Origin of the sequence: Microbacterium sp. I2 (genome assembly GCF_051364985.1) — a bacterium.
Lineage (GTDB): Bacteria > Actinomycetota > Actinomycetes > Actinomycetales > Microbacteriaceae > Microbacterium.
The window spans coordinates 1-17804 of record NZ_JBLWIH010000018.1 but is presented as its reverse complement, the minus strand read 5'-3'; the positions used below and the strand labels follow the sequence as shown (position 1 = coordinate 17804).

Sequence of the window (17804 nt, the reverse complement as noted above, 5' to 3'; positions counted from 1 at the left end):
CCATTCAGTAGTGCAGGCCGGGGTAGAGCGGGAAGGCGGCGGTCAACGCGGCGACACGCAAGCGCAGCCCGGCGACGTCGGCGCCCGGCAGCAGGGCGAGCGCGATGACGTCGGCGACCTCGGTGAACTCGGCGTCGCCGAACCCGCGGGTCGCGAGGGCAGGCGTGCCGATCCGCAGACCCGAGGTGACCATCGGCGGCCGCGGGTCGTTCGGCACGGCGTTGCGGTTGACGGTGATGTGGATCTCGTGCAGCAGATCCTCGGCCTGCTTGCCGTCGATCTGGGCGCCCCGCAGGTCGACGAGCACGAGGTGCACGTCGGTGCCTCCCGAGCGGACCGAGATGCCGGCATCCGTCACATCCTGCTGCGACAGCCGATCGGCGAGGATGCGCGCGCCGCGCAGCACCCGTTCCTGCCGCTCGGCGAACTCCGGGGTCGCGGCGAGCTTGAACGCGGTCGCCTTCGCGGCGATCACGTGCATGAGGGGTCCGCCCTGCTGGCCGGGGAACACCGCGGTGTTGATCTTCTTGGCGAGCTCCGCGTCGTTGGTGAGGATGAACCCCGAGCGGGGGCCGCCGATCGTCTTGTGCACCGTCGACGAGACGACGTGCGCGTGCGGCACCGGGTTGGGGTGCAGGCCCGCGGCGACGAGTCCGGCGAAGTGCGCCATGTCGACCCACAGGTAGGCGCCGACCTCGTCGGCGATCTCGCGGAAGCGGGCGAAGTCGAGCTGACGCGGGTACGCCGACCAGCCCGCGATGATGACCTTGGGCTTGTGCTCACGGGCGAGCCTCGCCACCTCGTCCATGTCGACGGTCGAGCTCTCGGGGTCGACGCCGTACGCGACGATGTTGTAGAGACGGCCCGAGAAGTTGATCTTCATGCCGTGCGTGAGGTGGCCGCCCTGGTCGAGCGAGAGCCCGAGCAGCGTGTCGCCGGGCCGGGCGATCGCGTGCAGCACCGCCGCGTTGGCGGTCGCTCCGGAGTGCGGCTGGACGTTGGCGAACCCGGCGCCGAAGAGGGCCTTCGCGCGCTCGATCGCCAGCTCCTCCGCGACGTCGACCTCTTCGCAGCCGCCGTAGTAGCGGCGTCCGGGATAGCCCTCGGCGTACTTGTTCGTCAGTACCGAGCCCTGCGACTCGAGCACCGAGACCGGCACGAAGTTCTCGGAGGCGATCATCTCGAGGTAGCCGCGCTGGCGCTCCAGCTCGCGCTCGAGCACTTGAGCGATCTCGGGATCGACCTCGGCGAGGGGGGCGTTGAAGAACTGATCGGTCATGGGATCTCCTGACTCACGGCTTTCTGGTGCGGCACGGGGTGCCGGGAATCACATCGGCCCAGGCGTGCGGTCGAATGCCGTAGTCAGTCGCTCCCCGATGGTGGCCCACCTCAACGCCAGTCGCGACCCCCCGAGCATAACCGATAGGCTGAGCTCACGCCTTTTGTTAGGACGCTTTACATGCAACGCTTCCGACGAACCGTCGCCGGGGAATGAACCGGCGCCGACGGACGGCCCTGTTCGCCGCGTTCCTCGCGGCGGCGCTGGCCGGCTGCGCGCCGGCGGCGCAGAATGGAGACACTGTGCGTGTGCCCCCCGTCGTTCCCGCCCCCGCCTCGATCGAGGCGACCGGGGCCGCGTTCGCCCTCGACGCCTCGACCGCGGTCGAAGGGGATCCGGATGCCGCGGCCTCCCTCGCCGCGGTGGTCCGGGCGCGCACGGGTCTCGGCCTGGGCGACGCGAACGGTTCCGGCGGCGGGCTGATCGACCTGCGGGTCGCGGCCGGCGGCGCCCCGGAGTCGTATCGCCTGACCGTCGCCGAGAGCGGTGTCGTCGTCACCGGCGCGGATGCGGCCGGGCTCTTCTACGGCGTGCAGACGCTCGGCCAGCTCCTCACACGCGACGGCGACCGCTGGGTCGTTCCCGGCATCACGATCGAGGACGCGCCGCGCTTCGCCTACCGCGGCGTGATGCTCGACGTCGCGCGGCACTTCCACTCCCTCTCGACGGTCAAGGCGTACATAGACCGGGCCGCCTCGCTGAAGTTCAACGCACTGCATCTGCACCTCAGCGACGACCAGGGGTGGCGCATCCACCTCGACTCGCGTCCCGAGCTCACCGCGCGGGCCAGCAGCACCGCCGTGGGCGGCGACACCGGTGGCGGCTTCTACTCCAAGGCCGACTACCGCGAGATCGTGGAGTACGCGGCATCCCGTCACCTGATCGTGGTCCCCGAGATCGACATGCCCGGTCACACGCACGCGGTGGGGCTGGCGTATCCGGAACTCGCGGAGGCGCCGGTGCTGAGCGACGACATCCGCGAGACGGCGCGCGTGTACGGCGGCGGGCTGCCGGTGGCGGGCACCCCGTACGGAGGCATCGCGGTGGGCTTCTCGTCGCTGAAGATCCACGACGAGGCGACGTACGACTTCGTCGCCGACGTGTTCGGCGAGCTCGCGGCGATGACGCCCGGCCCCTACCTTCACCTCGGCGGCGACGAGGCGCTGGGCACATCGGCGGAGGACTTCGCGACCTTCGTGGCGCGGGCGAGCGACATCATCGCCGACCTCGGCAAGGTCCCGGTCGCCTGGCACGAGGTGGGTGCGGCCGAGAACATCGCCGACACCACGATCGGCCAGTACTGGGGCTACATGGTGCCGACGGACGGCATGGACGACCGTGCCCGCGCGTTCGTCGCGAACGGATCGCAGCTGATCCTCTCCCCCGCCGACGCGATCTACCTCGACATGAAGTACCCGCCTTCGAGCTCCGACGTGGCCGGCCCGTCGCTGGGACTCGAATGGGCCAACGGACCGACCAGCGTCGAGCGGGCATACTCGTGGGAGCCGTCGGATGTCATCGCGGGCATCGACGACGCCGACATCCTGGGCGTCGAGGCGCCGCTGTGGACCGAGACCATCCGCGACCTCGACGACATCGACGTCATGGCGTTTCCGCGCATCGCCGCCGCGGCCGAAGCGGCCTGGTCTCCGGCGACCGGAGCGAGCCACCTGCGCACGTGGGCGTCGTTCCGCGAGCGCGTCGGCGCGCTCGGCCCGCTGTGGTCGAGCCTTGGCATCGGATTCCACGCGTCCGACGAGATCCCCTGGGCCACCGAATGAGCACTCTCGTCCACTCGGTGCACGTGTTCGGATCGGCCGAAGCCGACCCCGACGACGTCGGCGCGTGGGTCCTCTTCGACGGCGGGCGGGTCTCCGCTGTCGGCTCCGGTGAACAGCGGCCGCCGGCGGACGAGATCGTCGACGGCGGGAACGGATGCCTCGTCCCCGGCTTCATCGACATCCACGTGCACGGCGGGGGCGGCGTCAGCTTCGAGGACGGTATCGAGGCGATCCGCACTGCCCGTGGGCTGCACCGCGCCCACGGCACGACGCGTGCCGTCATCTCGCGGGTCACCGCCTCGATAGACGACCTCGTGGCGCACGCGGCCATGGTCGCCGACCTGTGCGAGGCGGATGCCACGATCCTCGGTTCTCACCTGGAGGGACCGTTCCTCGACCCTGGGCACAAGGGTGCGCACTCCGAAGCACTGCTGCGCGCGCCGGACCCGGCATCCGTCGATCGCCTTCTCGAAGCCGGCCGCGGCACCATCCGGCAGGTCACCCTGGCTCCCGAGCTGCCCGGCGCCGACGACGCCATCAGCCGCCTCACGGCGGCGGGAGTGGCCGTGGCGGTGGGACACACCGACGCCGACGCTGCCACCACCCGTCGCGCCTTCGACGCCGGCGCGACGCTGCTGACCCACGCCTTCAACGCGATGCGCGGCATCCATCACCGTGCACCGGGACCTGTGGTCGTGGCCCTTCGTGATGAGCGCGTCACGCTCGAGATCATCGCCGACGGGGTTCACGTCGATCCGGATCTCATCGCCACGGTGTTCGCGGCCGCGCCGGACCGCGTCGCCCTGGTGACCGACGCGATGGCGGCTGCCGGTGCGCACGACGGGCACTACGAGCTCGGTGGCCTGGCCGTCAACGTGGTCGACGGCGTGGCCCGGTTGCAGGACGGCGGGGCGATCGCAGGCTCGACGCTCACCCAGGATGAGGCGGTCCGCCGCGTCGTCAGCGCCGGTGTGCCGCGGGCGCTCGCCTTCGCGGCAGCCGCATCGGTGCCGGCGCGAGCGATCGGGCGTGCCGATCTCGGACGCCTCGGCATCGGAGCGACCGCCGACGCGGTGCTGTTGACGCGGGAGCTGACAGTGGAGACGGTCTGGGTCGACGGCGTCGCGGTCGCATCGGCGTGACGCTTCAGGCCGAGCAGACGGCCGACAAGATGTAGGCGGGGCCGGAGGTCCCTCCCCCGAGTTACCTCCGAGCCCCGCCGGGTCCGCGGCTGGGCCGCGGCGGCGCGCATCTTCATGCCCCACGCACGAGATCGGGCGCACCACTCTGACGAAAGAGACGGGGCCAGGGCGAATCTATTACGCGACTTCGCAGAGTTTCCTCTGGCATCAGGCTGGCAGCGGCGGCCCGGCCTGGTCAAACTGCGTGGCAGCGGCGACAATGGACCCACACGCGGCGCCCGTCGGACTCCGCGCCGGGGAGCGCCGGGGAGCACCTGCCGACGTCGTCGCACCACTGGGGAACACATGGACCACGAAGAAGTGCGACAGCGCGAGACGGTCGCGCTCGGCGACGCCGACCTCGTCCTGCGCACGCGATCGGGCGATGCCGGTGCGTTCGGTGAGCTGTGGCGCCGCCATTACCGCGCGGGCGTCACCGTCGCGCGCAACCTGACTTCGAGCCTGGATGCCGACGACCTCGTGCAAGAGGCTTACACGCGCATCTACCAGTCCATCGTGGCCGGCGGCGGGCCGACCGGCTCGTTCCGCGCCTACCTCTTCACCAGCATCCGCAACACCGCCGCCGCGTGGGGACGCGCGCGGCGCGAGACCGCCTACGACGAACTCGACCACGTCGAAGACGCGGCAGTACGCGACGACAGCGACGCCGCGCTGGACCGCAGCCTCACCCATCAGGCCTTCCGCAGCCTCCCGATCCGGTGGCAGGAGGTGCTCTGGTACTCCGAGATCGAGCAGATGAAGCCCGCCGAGATCGCGCCGCTGCTCGGGCTCAAGCCGACTGCGGTCGCGCAGCTGACGTTCCGCGCCAGAGAGGGCCTGCGCGAAGCGTGGGTGCAAGCGCACCTGCGCGCCGTCGCGGACGGATCCGACTGCCAGTGGACGATCGAGCGCCTGGGAGCGTACGCCCGCCGCAACCTCGGCCGGCGCGATCGCGGCAAGGTCGAGCGGCATCTGGAGTCGTGCGTGCGTTGCGGGGTCGTGGCGAGCGAGGCCGAGGAGGTCTCTGGCCGGCTGGCGCTGATCCTGCTGCCGCTCGCGTTGGGCGCCACCGGAACGGCCGGCTACCTCGCCACGGTGCAGGGCGGCGGAGCGCCGATCCTGGCGCTGGCCGCGATGCCCTCGAGTGTGATGTCCGGCGCGGTCGTCGCGCCCGCTGGAGCGACGTCGGGCGTGGCCGGAGCTTCCGCCGCATCCGTCGGATCGGCCGCCGTGACGGGCGCCGGCGTCGCGGGAAGCGCTGCCGGCACCACCGCTGTCGCCGCCGGGGCCGCGTCGGCCTCCGCGCTGGCGAGCATCGGCGCGACGACGGGCATTGCCGCAGCGGGGCTCGTGGTCGTAAGCGGTGTCGTGGCGGCGGCTGTCGGGCTGCCTGCGCTCGTGTCCCCCGCGGACACCCCCGACAAGACGACCATCTCCGACACCGTGCCGGCCGGAGACGAGTCGGTCGGCGGTGCGGAGGGGACCGGAGAGTCCACGGACACGACGCAGATCGCCGATCGGTCCGGGCCGGATCCCGCCGACATCCCTGTCCTGCCCGAAGCGCCCGACGACGATTCTGGGACGGACGGCGCGGCCGGGGGCGCAGAACCCGGCACGTCCGCCGACGGCAATCCGGCACCGGGCGCCGGAACGCCCGCGAACCCCGACACGGGCACTCCGGCGAACCCGGGCACAGGACCCGGTACCGGCAACGGCACGCCGAGCAACAGCACCGGCGGGACGACGGGCAACGGCACGCCGAGCTTCGGCAACGGCAACGGCAACGGCGGAACGACGGGCAACGGCACGCCGAGCCTCGGCAACGGCAACGGCGGAACGACCGGCAACGGCACGCCGAGCCTCGGCAACGGCAACGGCAACGGCAACGGCAACGGCAACGGCGGAACGACGGGCAACGGCACCCCGCCTCACGGCACTCGCGGCGGCAACGGCGGCAACACGGGACCGGGAACCGGCGACGTGCCCCAAGGACTCGGCGACTCCCCCTCCACAGCGGCAGCACCGATGGCGCAGGTGCCCGCAAACCAGGGCACGTCCCGAGCCCCCGCGGGAGCCGCATCCGCCCCGACCAGGGTGGCGCCGGCGAAACCTCCGAGCAACGCCTCCCCGGAAGCCCCCGCCGCAGCGCCCACCGAGACCGATCCGATCGCCGGCACTCCCGCGCCCTGATCGCACGGGCACCGACTCCCTGGCCGATGATCCGCGACGAAGCGGCGTCCTAAACTGGGAACATGTCCGACACGCCCCCTGTCACACCCGCCACACCCGCCGGAACGGCGCCGGGAACGCGGACACCCCTGACGGCGGTCGACATCGTCGCGTTCCTCTGCGAGATCTTCGCCTTCGCCACCCTCGCGCTGTGGGGCTTCACGATGTGGCCCTTCCCGTGGAACATCGTCGCCGGCATCGCCGCGCCCGTGGCCGCGATCCTCGCGTGGGCCCTGTTCGTGTCGCCCCGCGCCGTCGTCGCGGTCCACCCGTTCGTCCGCGCGCTCGTCGAGCTCCTCGTGTACGCGTCCGCCACGGTCGCGTGGTGGATGATGGGCAACGCCTGGATCGGACTGGCATTCGGCGTGGTCGCCGTGACGGTCGGCGTCATCGCCGGACGGCGTCGTCTCGCATGACCGAACCCTCGATGACAGCGCCGATCGAGGCATCCGCCCTCGCCACCCCTGGCTCCGACGTGGTCGGGCTCCTGCGCGACGCCCTGGGCGATCGCGTCGACACCTCCCCGGCTTCGCTCGCCGCGGCACGGGCCGACAAGTCCGGGCACGCGGCATCCGGTCTCCCCTTGGCGGTGATTCGTGCGCGCTCGGTCGAAGACGTGCAGCAGACGCTGCGCATCGCGACTGCGACCTCCACGCCGGTCGTGACCCGTGGGGCGGCCACGGGTCTCGCCGGCGGCGCCAACGCGGGCCACGGCGAGATCGCCCTCTCGCTGCGTGAGATGGACCGCATCCTCGAGGTGCACGCCGACGACCTGCTGGCGGTCGTCGAGCCGGGCATCCTCAACGCCGACCTCAACGCCGCGCTCGCCGAGTACGGACTGTGGTGGGCTCCCGATCCGGCGAGCCGCGCGATCTCGACGGTCGGCGGCAACATCGCGACGGGCGCCGGCGGTCTGCTGTGCGCCAAGTACGGAGTCGTGCGCGACGCCGTGCTCGGCGTGGACCTCGTTCTCGCCGACGGCCGCCTGATGCGCCTCGGACATCGCACCGTCAAGGGTGTCACGGGCCTCGACCTGACGTCGCTCGTCATCGGGTCGGAGGGCACGCTCGGGGTCATCGTCGGCGCGACGCTCAAGCTGCGACGCCTCGTGCCCGGCGGCGTGTGCACGGTCGCGGCGACCTTCCCCGACGTGCGGCGCGCGGCCGAGGCATCCGCCGCCGTCACCGCGTCGGGGGTACAGCCCGCGATCATGGAGCTGATGGATGCCGCCTCCCTGGCGGCGGTCCATGCCCTGCTCTCGCTCGAGCCGCCGACACCGGGCGCCGCCCAGCTGACCATCCAGACCGACGGACCAGCGGCCGCCGCCGAGGCGGACGCGATCGCGGCCGTGCTGCGGGCGACCGGCGGCACCGTCGCGATGTCGCACGACCGCGCGGAGGGCGAGCGGCTGCTCACGATCCGGCGCTCGATGCACCCGGCGATGGAGTCGCTGGGCACCGCCCTGATCGAGGACGTCTCAGTGCCTCGCAGCGCCCTGCCCGCGATGTTCGACGAGATCGCCCGCGTCGAGCGCGAACATGGGATCACGATCCCGACCGTGGCCCACGCCGGCGACGGCAACCTGCACCCCAACTTCATCTTCGACGGCGAGCCCGACGAGTTCGGCGTGATCGAGGCGCCGCCGTACGTGTGGGCCGCCGCCGACGACCTGTTCCGGGCCGCGCTCCGGCTCGGCGGCACCCTCACCGGCGAGCACGGCGTGGGCGTGCTCAAACGCCGCTGGCTCGCCGACGAGCTCGGCGACGATCAGTGGGAGCTGCAGCGGCAGATCACGCGGGTCTTCGACCCACAGGGCATCCTCAACCCGGGCAAGGTCTTCACGCCCTGACGGGCCCGGGTACCCCCTCACCCGCAGCCATCCGACTCGATCCGGTTCGCGCGGGACTGCGGGGAGGATTCGCGCCGCACGGCGGCGCCCCCGGTCCGCGCACCGCGGGGGGACGAGACGGCGACGGATGCCTCGCTACGAGGCCGGCGGGTAGACCTGCACCGTCGCGGCGTCGGCGCGCGGCGGCTGCTGAGCGCCCGCCACGATCGCGGCGATGCCGACCGCGAAGAGCGCGAGAGCGGGTACGAGAGTGGTCACCGCGACGAACAGCGAGAGCACCTGCTGCCCCAGCGTCGGGACCTGCATCGCGATGATCTGGGCGCCCGCGAAGGCGACCGCGACGACGATGACGGCGATGAGCGGAAGCCACCGCAGCCTCGGCGGCACGACCGGAGCACGGCCGATCTGGACCGTCGCCGTGAGCAGGGCGGCCAGCATCAGGACGAGCTGGATCTGAGTGATCGGAATCGCCGTGCCGGGCGTGACGGAGCCGACGGGCACGAACCGCCAGGCCAGCGTGCCGGCCAGCGGCAGGAACCCGGCGACGAGGAGAGCGGTCACGCCGAGCGGACGCCGGGCGACGACGCTGCCCGCCCCGCGCACACCGAAGGCGAACACCGTGAGAGCCGCCGCCCAGAGGGCGTCGCCGAAGAGGTCGAGGCCCGGGACGAGCACCGACGCGGCCTGCAGCGCCATCGGCAGCAGACCGACCGCGATCAGCAGCGAGCCGCCGAGGATCCACGCGAGCCGGGCGTCCTTAGCGAAGCGCACGCTCGCGTTCCCCGAGGCTCCGCGTCGGGCTTCAGCGCCCTGCGGCGCGGATATCGGGCCGGTCATGGCGCCAGCCTAACGACGGGTCGCGTGACAGCACCACGCCTCACGCGGTCGGAATCGGCATCCGCTGCCGAACGCTTCTGCAGCGGATGCCGATTCCGGCAGCGTGCGGGCCGAGTCCGGCTTACAGACCCTGCCAGTCGGGCTTGTTGGCGTAGGCGTAACGGTAGTAGCCGGCCCTCGCGAGACGCGACCCGGCCGCTTCGTCGACGACGACCGTGGCGTGCGGGTGCAGCTGGATCGCCGAGCCCGGCAGCGACGCGGTGATCGGTCCTTCGACCGCTCCGGCGACCGCGGCGGCCTTGCCCTCGCCGAAGGCGAGCAGCACGAGGTGTCGCGCGCGCAGGATCGTGCCGAGCCCCTGCGTGATGCAATGCATCGGCACGTCGTCGATCGAGTCGAAGAAGCGCGCGTTGTCGCGGCGGGTCTGCTCGGTGAGCGTCTTCACGCGCGTGATCGACGCGAACGACGACCCCGGCTCGTTGAAGCCGATGTGCCCGTCTGTGCCGATGCCGAGGATCTGCAGGTCTATGCCGCCGGCCTCGACGATCGCGGCCTCGTACTCGTCGCCGTGGCGCTCGATGCCTGCGGGCGACCCGTCGGGCGTGCGGATCCGCGACGGGTCGAGTCCCAGCGGCTCCACGACCTCGCGGGTGATGACCGAGCGGTAGCTCTCGGGGTGGGCCGGATCGATGCCGACGTACTCGTCGAGCGCGAACCCGCGCACGCGGGACACGTCGACCCCCTGCAGGCGCGGGCGCAGCGCCTCGTACACGGGCAGCGGCGTGGACCCGGTGGCCAGGCCGAGCACCGTCTCGGGGTTGGCTCGGATGAGTCCGGCGATCTCGTCGGCGACCAGCGCGCCGGCCTCCGCCTTGTCGCGGACGATGACGATCTCAGCCATGTGCCAGCGCCTCCTCGGCGTCGTGTTCGGTTTCGCCCGCACCCACCAGCGCGGCACCCAGCGCAGCCGCCGGCGAGCCTGGTGGCAGGAACTCCACTCGCTCGCCCAGCCGCAGCGAGCGCATGAAAGTGGATGCCTCGGCGCTGGCGGTCAGTTCGGCTGCGACATCCGTCATCAGTCGTCCTCCCAACGCCGTCACGCCCCCTCCGAGCACCACGATATCGACGTCTGCCACCAGGACCAGTACCCGGATCGCGGCAGCGACGCCGCGCGCGAGACCCGCGCGCAGCTGCCGGGCAGACGCGTCGCCCGCATCGGCGGCGTCGAACACGTCGCGCACCGGCAGCGCACCGCGCCGTGCCCAGCGTTCGGCGATCGCGCCGCCGCCCGCGAAGGCCTCGATGCATCCCCGCTGACCGCAGCGGCACAGCGGCCCGTTCGGGTCGACCGAGATGTGCCCCACCTCACCCGCCGTGCCGCGGGCCCCGCGCCACAGCGTCCCGCGAGAGACGATGCCGGCCGCGATGCCGGTGCCGATGTTGAGGTACGCCATCGAGTCGGGTGCCGGTCCTGCCGCGGCCTGCAGGGCGTACGCGCCGAGCGCCGCAGCCTTGACGTCGTTCTCGAGCCGCACCGGCACGCCCACGCGCGGCGTGAGAGCCGCGGCGAGGTCGAGTCGCTCGACCCCGAGATTCACGGCGTGCACGACGCGGCCGGAGCCGGGCCGGATCTGTCCGGGAATGCCGATGCCGACCGAGCGCACGTCTCCGGCACCTGCACCGGCGTCGGCGGCGACCGCGCCGACGGCGTCGAGGATCGTCTGGGTGACGGCATCCGGACCCCATCCCGTGGGCAGGCGGACGCGGCCGATGATCGTTCCCGCTGCGTCAAGCGCCACCGCGTCGGTCTTGGTGCCTCCGACATCCAGCCCGATCCTCATCGGCCGTCCCCCCGGGCGGAGGGCGGCGTCTTCCGCGCGCATCAGCCCTTGACCGCCCCGGCCACGAGACCGCTCGTCATGCGCGTCTGCACGATGAGGAAGAAGATCACGACCGGGATCGCGACGAGCGTCGAGCCGGCCATCAGCTCGGCCCAGTTGATGCCTCCGTTGGGGTCGAGGAACGTCCTCAGCCACACCGGCAGGGTCATGGCCTCGGGACGAGGGTTGAGCACCAGCGCGTACATGAACTCGTTCCACGCCTGGATGAACCCGAAGATGCCGGTCGCGACCAGACCGGGAGCAAGGAGCGGAAAGGTGATGCGCCAGAAGGCCCCCGCACGGCTGAGCCCGTCGATCATCGCCGCCTCCTCGAGCTCCACCGGTACCCCGTTGACGAACCCGCGCAGCGTCCAGATCGTGAAGGGCAGCACCGTGGCGATGTACACGGCCGAAAGGCCCAGAACCGTGTTGAGGAGCTGCCACCCATCGATCACCCGGAAGATCGAGATGATCAGGGCCTCGGCGGGCACCATCTGGACGATGAGGATCGTCACGACGAACGCCGCGCGGCTGCGGAAGCGGAACCGCGTCACCGCCAGTGCCGCGAAGAACGCGAAGACGAGCGAGACGACCACCGTGAGCAGCGTCACCATGAGCGAGTTGCCGAGCGCAGGGAGGAACGGCGCGCGCGCCGAGTGGAAGATGACGTTGACGTAATTGTCGACGGTGCCGTTGTCGGGCCAGAAGTGCAGCTCGCTGCCGCGCACCTGGCCGTTCGGCTGGAACGAGGTGTTCACCATCCAGTACACCGGGAAGACCGATGCCGCGAACACGACGATCGCTGCGATGCCGGCCAGAACCGATCCGATCCGGCGCTTGGCCCCGAGCCGGCGTCGGCGAGGCGCGCCGGCGGTCTCGCGGCGTCCGGCCGTGGGGGTGGCGGTGATCACAGTGCCTCCTCCTTGATGTTGCGACGCACATAGAAGATGGAGAGCCCCGACAGCAGGAGGACGACGATCACCGAGATCGCACCACCGGTGCCGAAGTCACCCGACCCGAGCGAGACGCGGTAGATGTACACGCCGAGGGTGTTGGTCTGCTCGGCGAGGCCGCCGATCGACTGAAGCGCATAGATCTGCGTGAACACCCGCAGATCCCAGATCACCTGCAGGATCGTCACGATGATGAGGATCGACCGGATGTACGGCACGATCACGAGCGTGAAGCGCTTCACGGCGCCGGCGCCGTCGAGCTGCGCGGCCTCGAGGACTTCGTCGGGCACCTGAGTGAGACCCGCGTAGACGGTGAACGCGACGAACGGCACGGCACCCCACACGATGATGATCGTCGCGACGAAGAAGAAGCTCAGCGGCTCGATGAGCCAGGCGTGGCCTTCGAACTGCGTCTGGCCGAACCAGTGGACCAGCACGTAGTTGAGGACGCCGTACTGCGTATCGAAGATCCATCCCCAGACGATCGTGGCCGCCAGCGGCGGCATGGCCCATGCGAGGAGGAGCCCCACCGACACGAGGGTCCGAAGCACGGTCCCGAGCCGCTTGATGAGGAGGGCGATGAGGATCCCGAGCACCATGGTCCCGAGCACGCACACGGCGGTGAACACGAGCGACCGCGCGAGGACCTCCCAGAAAGCCGCATCGGTGAGCACCTCTGCGTAGTTGTCCAGCCCGACGAACTCCGGAGGCGCCCCGAAGATCTGGGCACGACCGAACTCCTGGAACGACATGATGAGCAGCTGCACGAGCGGCCATCCCGTGATCGCCGCGAGCACGATCAGGGCGGGAGTCAGCAGCGCGTAAGGCGTGAAGCCTCCGTCGCGCGCGGCGCGTCGCCGGCCGGTACGTCGCGGCTCGGGCGGGGCGATCAGCCGCTCGCCTTCGACGGCGCTCACCGCCGGAGGCAGCTGACGGGACGCGGTGGACATGGTGGCTCCTGTAGTTCGGTGATGATGTCCCGGCATGGCGGGGCCGGGCATGACCCGGGCCGGCGGCGGGTGCCGCCGGCCCGGGTGAACTCGCGCAGAGCGTTGCGGTCTGCGCCCGTTCTCGGTGTCGGCACGGAGCCTCAGCCGTTGAGGATCTCCTCGATCTGGACGTCGACGTCCGCCGCGAGCGCGGCGACGTCGCCGCCCTGCGCGATCTTGACGAAGAAGTCCTCGAGGATACGAGCGGCCTCGACCTCGGCCCAGTTCGGCGATGCCGGGGTGAGCTTGGCGTTGCCTGCGGCCTCGGCGAACGCCAGGGCCTCGGGAGTGTCACCCAGCGTGGACGACAGCGACTTCTTGGCCGGGATCAGACCGTTCTCGCCGTAGATCGTCTGGAACTCATCGCTCAGGATGATCTCCAGGGCGCTCTTGGCCAGGTCGGGGTTGGCCGACTTCGCCGACACGCCGATGTTCGATCCACCCGCGAACACCTCTGCGGCGTCGCCGTCCATGCCCGGCAGGGCATAGACGAACGGTGCGGCCGGCGGGTTGTCGGTCTCGCACTCGCTGGCCAGGCCCAGCGCCCAGTTCGGGGCCGAGAACTGGATCGACGAGCCCTCGCAGTACGGCGTCCACGGCTCGGCGTTGTCGCCGTCCTTGGGTGCGACCGAGGCCGTCGTCATCAGGTCCTGCACCTGCAGGAGGCCGGCGACCGACTCGTCCGAGCTCAGCTGCGCGTCCCACTCCTCGCCATCCTGCACGGCGATCTCGCCGCCGTTCTCCCAGATGAAGGGGAGGGCATTGTACCAGTCCTGGCCGGCGAAGTAGATGCCCGACTTGCCGGGGTTGGCGGCAGCGAGCTCCTTCGCCTTGGCGATGTAGTCGTCGAGCGTGGCCGGCGCCTCGGTGACGAAGGCCGGGTCGGCGAACACGACGCGAGCGCCGGCGTAGAGCGGCGGAGCGTAGAACGCACCGTCGTACGAGCCGGCCTCGACGAATCCCGGCAGCAGGTCGTCGCCACCGAGGTCTTCGTACATGTCGCTGAGGTCGAGAAGCGCGCCGACGGAGGTGAACGCGGGCGCCTGGGTGTTGCCGAACTCGACCACGTCAGGACTGTCGGAGCTCGACAGGCTGGTGGTCAGACGGTCGACCAGTCCCTCCCAGCTCTGCTCCTCGATGGTGAGCGTCGCGCCGGGGTTCTCCTCCTCGAACGTCTCCTTGAGGTAGTCACGGGCCTCCTGCGGCGTATCGGTGCCGTTGAGCCACACGCGGATCTCGGCGCCCTCCGTCTCGCCCGAGGATCCGTTGTCGCCGCTGCCTGCGCAGCCCGCGAGCAAGAGCGCTGAGGCGCCGAGGAGCGCCACAGCTCCGAGCGTCTTCTTCATGGTGTCTTCCTTCGTGTTCTCTTGGTGTTCGGGTGGGTCGGGTGACCCATCCGGGGGGTGGGGCCGAAGCCCCGCAGGAGGAGCGCCGCGCAGTGCTACGACACTCCGAGCTGACCCGACAGGACCATGACCGCGGCACCGCGCAGGACGATGTCCTGGCCCTGCTCGGTCATGCGCAGCCGCAGGGCGTCATCGGCCGAGGGCGCGAGAGTGCGGGCACGCAGAGTCTCGATGGCCTTCTCCGCGAGTGGGCCACCGAGCAGTTCGGGGGGACCGGAGAGCACGATCTCCGAGACGTCGAGGGCGCCGGCGACGGGAGCCAGCGCGATTCCCAGCCGCTCCCCCGCGTCGCGCAGCACGCCCTCACGGGCGGCGTCGTCGGATGCCGCGGCCAAGCGCTTCGTCAGCGAGGGCACCGACAGCCAGGCCTCGAGGCATCCCACCTTCCCGCACGCGCAAGGCGGTCCACCGTCCGTGCCGACGGTCACGTGGCCGATCTCGCCCGCGGCGAATCGGCTGCCACGCATCGGCTGGCCGGATGCCAGCAGCCCGGAGCCCACACCGCGGCCGACCTTGACCAGCAGCACGTCCTCGGCCGAGCCGCCGAAGGTGTACTCGGCCAGGACTGCGGCGTTCGCGTCGTTCGCGACGAGAACGGGCAGACCGAGCGCCTGTCGGAGCGCGCCTTCGAGGTCGAACCCGGCCCATCCGAAGTTCGGGGCTGTCACGATCACGCCGTGATCGTCGACGATGCCCGGCGTGCCGACGCCGATGCCGAGGACCGGGGCGTGGGAGTCGGCGACGAGTTCACGCGCGAGCTCGACGACCGTCGCGACGAGATCCGTGGCCTCCGGGACGGGCACCTCGCGCCGCGCGACGATGTCGCCGTCGAGCGTGAGCACTGCGCCGATCAAGGTGTCGCTGCCCGACAGGTCCAGCCCGACAATGCGATGCCCGGCGCGGTCGAGGTCGACCAGGATCGCCGGCTTGCCGGGACCGGAGGCTTCGCGCACGCCCATCTCGGCGACGAAGCCGTCCGCGATCAGTTCGGCGATCAGGTCCGAGATCGTGACGCGGGTCAGTCCGGTCTCGCGTGAGAGGTCGGCGCGGCTCATCGCGCCCTGATGGAACAGCGTCTGGAGCAGAAGCGAGCGATTGTGACCGCGCGCGTGCTCGGGCAGAACCTTCGCACCCTGGCGGAGCGTGCGTCCGGGAGCGAAGGCGCTGCGCATGCCGGCGTTGGTGACCATGTTTGTTAGTAGACCTTACGAACAAACAATCCGCAAGCCCCTTCCCCGGCCTTCGGCGCGGTCTTTACCGAACCGTTACGAGCTCGCGAGACCGCCGCAGGCGCGTCCGCTGCCACGCGCGCGGGGTCGCTTACAGTGGAGCCATGAGCACCACTCCGCCGCGCCGCGGCGCCGCCGGCCGCCGCCTGGCCGCTCTCGCACTGGCGGGCGCGGCGCTGTTCGCACTGACCGCGTGCAACGGCATCCCGTCCGTCCCGGACAGCGCGTCACCGTCTCGCAGCAGCGCGCCGACCGTCGAGGACGAGCCCGGCGACAGCGGGCAGTCGACGGCGGATGCGTGTGCGCTCGTCGAGGACACCATCACCCAGGCAACGGATGAATTCGCGAACATCTCGAGCGAGGACCCGACGGCCGTGATCGACGCCATGCAGGCGGCGGGCCAGCCCATCGCCGAGGCGTCCGCCGACATCACGAACGACGAGGTCGCCGCCTTGCTGCCCTCGCTCCAGGGGATGTTCGAGCAGGTCGCCGATGTGATGGGCGCGATCGCGCAGGGCGATGTGGCACGGATCGCCGAAGTCGAGGAGCTCGGGACGAGCTTCCAGCAGACGATCGAGGAATTCCAGGCGGTCTGCGCCCCCTGACCTGGGAAAAGGTGTGACCTAGCCGTAATCCACGCGCAGGCTGCGTCCCTTACGATAGGGACTGACGTTGTTCATGCCGGGGGGTGAAGACGTGACGGATCTGGCCACCAAGCCGAACGCCGACGAGGCGTCGGACGGCGACGCCGCCGACGGTGTCGCCGTCCCGGCGACCGACGATCGCGCCGTCACCGAAGACACCCCCACGGGCGACGGACCCGCCTCGCCGACGTACGCATGGGCACCGCCCGAGCCGCAGCCGAAGAAGCATCGCACCGCGATGTGGATCGGGATCGGGGCCGGCGCCGCGGCGGCCGCCGCACTCGTGGCCGCGTCGCTCATCCTGATCGCTCCTGGAACCACCGTCGCCGGGGTTCCGGTCGGATGGCTCACCCCGGGCGCCGCGGCCGACGCCATCGAGCAGCGCCTGGCCGAGACGACCATCGTCCTCGCCGGCGACGGCGTCGAGGCCGAGGTCACCGGTGCCGACTTGGGCGCCTCGGTCGACGCGCGGGCGATGGCCGACGCCGCCTTCGCCGAGCACCCGATGTGGAACCCCACCGCCTGGTTCGCCGCACCCATCGAGGCCGAGGTCACGCTCGACACCCAAGCGGCGACCGAAGCGCTGCGCGCCGCCGTGCCCGACCTCTACACCGATCCCGTCGACGCGACGCTGGCCTTCGACCCCGCCAGCGCCACGTATGTCGTGACCCCCGCCGTCCTCGGCACCGGGATCGACGTCGCCGCGGTGCAGCAGGCCGTGCAGAACGCCTTCGACGCCGGCGGCATGAGCGTCGAATTCGACGTCGTGCCGGCCGACATCGAAGCCGCGATCCCCACGCCCGCCGCCGAAGCGACGGCCGGCCAGCTGAACAGCATGCTCGACACGGTCGGTTTCTACATCGGCGAAGAGCGCACGGTGCCGGTCGATCGCGCCGTCGCGGCATCCTGGCTCACGATCACGCCCGCACCTGCGGATGGCGCCTTCGAGATCACCGCCGACGCTGCGGCGATCCAGCCTGTGGTCGACGGACTCGCCGCGGCCGTCAACCGGGCGCCCGAGAACGCGCTCGTGATCACGAACAGCGCCGGCCGGGTGCTGCGCACCGAGGCCGCCGGTCAGAGCGGCCGCGAACTCGGCGACACGCAGAGCGTCGCGGACGACTTCGCGACGCAGCTGAGCAGCGGAGACGCCTCGTTCGACCTGCCCGTCAACGAGGTGCCCGTCGCGACCGTCTCGCTCGCCCGCCGCATCGAGGTGGACCTCGGCGACCAGCGCGCGTATCTCTTCGAGAACGAGAGCCTCATCGGCTCGTACGTGATCTCGTCAGGCCTCTCGGACACCCCGACGCCCACGGGCAACTTCACGGTGAACGGGTACTCCCGCCAGCAGAGCATGGGCTGCTTCGAAGGCGCGCCGTACTGCGTCCGCGACGTCCCGTGGGTCACCTGGTTCGCGCCCGACATCGGCTTCCACGGTGCCAACAGCCTGCGCTCGTCGCTCGGGTACCCCCAGAGCCACGGCTGCG

At 71.1% G+C, this 17804-nt stretch carries 15 protein-coding genes and 1 riboswitch; of the genes, 7 read left to right on the top strand and 8 right to left on the bottom strand.

Translation table 11 applies throughout. From position 1 onward, the window contains the following. Positions 1–4: 4 nt before the first annotated feature. The gene (gene glyA / locus ACLKM7_RS13265) at positions 5–1279 is read right to left on the bottom strand and encodes a serine hydroxymethyltransferase (protein ID WP_436447632.1); all 1275 of its coding nucleotides are present in this window, start codon (positions 1277–1279) and stop codon (positions 5–7) included. 49 nt (positions 1280–1328) lie between these two features. Continuing rightward, positions 1329–1413, bottom strand: a riboswitch (ZMP/ZTP riboswitch). 168 nt (positions 1414–1581) lie between these two features. On the opposite strand from glyA, the gene ACLKM7_RS13260 reads away from it, so the two are divergent. The 5 genes from ACLKM7_RS13260 (at position 1582) to ACLKM7_RS13240 (ending at position 8379) form a co-directional block, all read left to right on the top strand. After that, positions 1582–3120 carry a beta-N-acetylhexosaminidase gene (locus ACLKM7_RS13260; protein WP_436447631.1) on the top strand — a complete coding sequence of 513 codons (1539 nt, stop codon included), beginning with the start codon at positions 1582–1584 and terminating at the stop codon, positions 3118–3120. Continuing rightward, positions 3117–4262 (top strand): N-acetylglucosamine-6-phosphate deacetylase, encoded by a 1146-nt coding sequence (nagA, locus tag ACLKM7_RS13255; RefSeq protein ID WP_436447630.1) that lies wholly within the window; start codon positions 3117–3119, stop codon positions 4260–4262. The genes ACLKM7_RS13260 and nagA overlap by 4 nt, the downstream gene beginning before the upstream one ends. 345 nt (positions 4263–4607) lie before the next feature. Next, on the top strand, positions 4608–6491 hold the full coding sequence (locus ACLKM7_RS13250; RefSeq protein ID WP_436447629.1) for a sigma-70 family RNA polymerase sigma factor: 1884 nt from the start codon (positions 4608–4610) through the stop codon (positions 6489–6491). A 62-nt stretch (positions 6492–6553) separates the two neighbouring features. Further along, positions 6554–6946, top strand: a complete 393-nt coding sequence (locus tag ACLKM7_RS13245) for a YrdB family protein (protein WP_436447628.1) — start codon at positions 6554–6556, stop codon at positions 6944–6946. 11 nt (positions 6947–6957) lie between these two features. After that, on the top strand, positions 6958–8379 hold the full coding sequence (locus ACLKM7_RS13240; protein ID WP_436447716.1) for an FAD-binding oxidoreductase: 1422 nt from the start codon (positions 6958–6960) through the stop codon (positions 8377–8379). Between the two features lie 135 nt (positions 8380–8514). Here the strand turns inward: ACLKM7_RS13240 and ACLKM7_RS13235 are convergent, their stop codons facing one another. From ACLKM7_RS13235 to ACLKM7_RS13205, 7 genes are all read right to left on the bottom strand, one after another. Next, entirely contained in the window at positions 8515–9216 is a 702-nt protein-coding gene (locus tag ACLKM7_RS13235; RefSeq protein ID WP_436447627.1) for a hypothetical protein, read from the bottom strand. 121 nt (positions 9217–9337) lie between these two features. After that, entirely contained in the window at positions 9338–10117 is a 780-nt protein-coding gene (locus ACLKM7_RS13230; protein WP_436447626.1) for a glucosamine-6-phosphate deaminase, read from the bottom strand. Next, positions 10110–11057 carry an ROK family protein gene (locus ACLKM7_RS13225; protein WP_436447625.1) on the bottom strand — a complete coding sequence of 316 codons (948 nt, stop codon included), beginning with the start codon at positions 11055–11057 and terminating at the stop codon, positions 10110–10112. The genes ACLKM7_RS13230 and ACLKM7_RS13225 overlap by 8 nt, the downstream gene beginning before the upstream one ends. A 41-nt stretch (positions 11058–11098) precedes the next feature. Then, a complete protein-coding gene (locus tag ACLKM7_RS13220; RefSeq protein WP_436447624.1) occupies positions 11099–12007 on the bottom strand; it encodes a carbohydrate ABC transporter permease in 909 nt (302 codons plus the stop codon). Continuing rightward, the gene (locus ACLKM7_RS13215; RefSeq protein ID WP_436447623.1) at positions 12004–12999 is read right to left on the bottom strand and encodes a carbohydrate ABC transporter permease; all 996 of its coding nucleotides are present in this window, start codon (positions 12997–12999) and stop codon (positions 12004–12006) included. The genes ACLKM7_RS13220 and ACLKM7_RS13215 overlap by 4 nt, the downstream gene beginning before the upstream one ends. A gap of 140 nt (positions 13000–13139) precedes the next feature. Beyond that, positions 13140–14384 (bottom strand): extracellular solute-binding protein, encoded by a 1245-nt coding sequence (locus ACLKM7_RS13210; RefSeq protein WP_436447622.1) that lies wholly within the window; start codon positions 14382–14384, stop codon positions 13140–13142. A 95-nt stretch (positions 14385–14479) separates the two neighbouring features. After that, positions 14480–15634 carry an ROK family transcriptional regulator gene (locus ACLKM7_RS13205; protein ID WP_436447621.1) on the bottom strand — a complete coding sequence of 385 codons (1155 nt, stop codon included), beginning with the start codon at positions 15632–15634 and terminating at the stop codon, positions 14480–14482. Between the two features lie 143 nt (positions 15635–15777). Here ACLKM7_RS13205 and ACLKM7_RS13200 point away from each other — a divergent pair, with 143 nt between their 5' ends. Together ACLKM7_RS13200 and ACLKM7_RS13195 are read left to right on the top strand one after the other, a co-directional pair. Next, positions 15778–16278, top strand: coding sequence for a hypothetical protein (locus tag ACLKM7_RS13200; RefSeq protein ID WP_436447620.1), 501 nt, complete (start codon positions 15778–15780; stop codon positions 16276–16278). Positions 16279–16369: 91 nt separating this feature from the next. After that, positions 16370–17804: L,D-transpeptidase family protein (locus ACLKM7_RS13195; protein WP_436447619.1), on the top strand; the 1435-nt coding region annotated here is incomplete at its 3' end.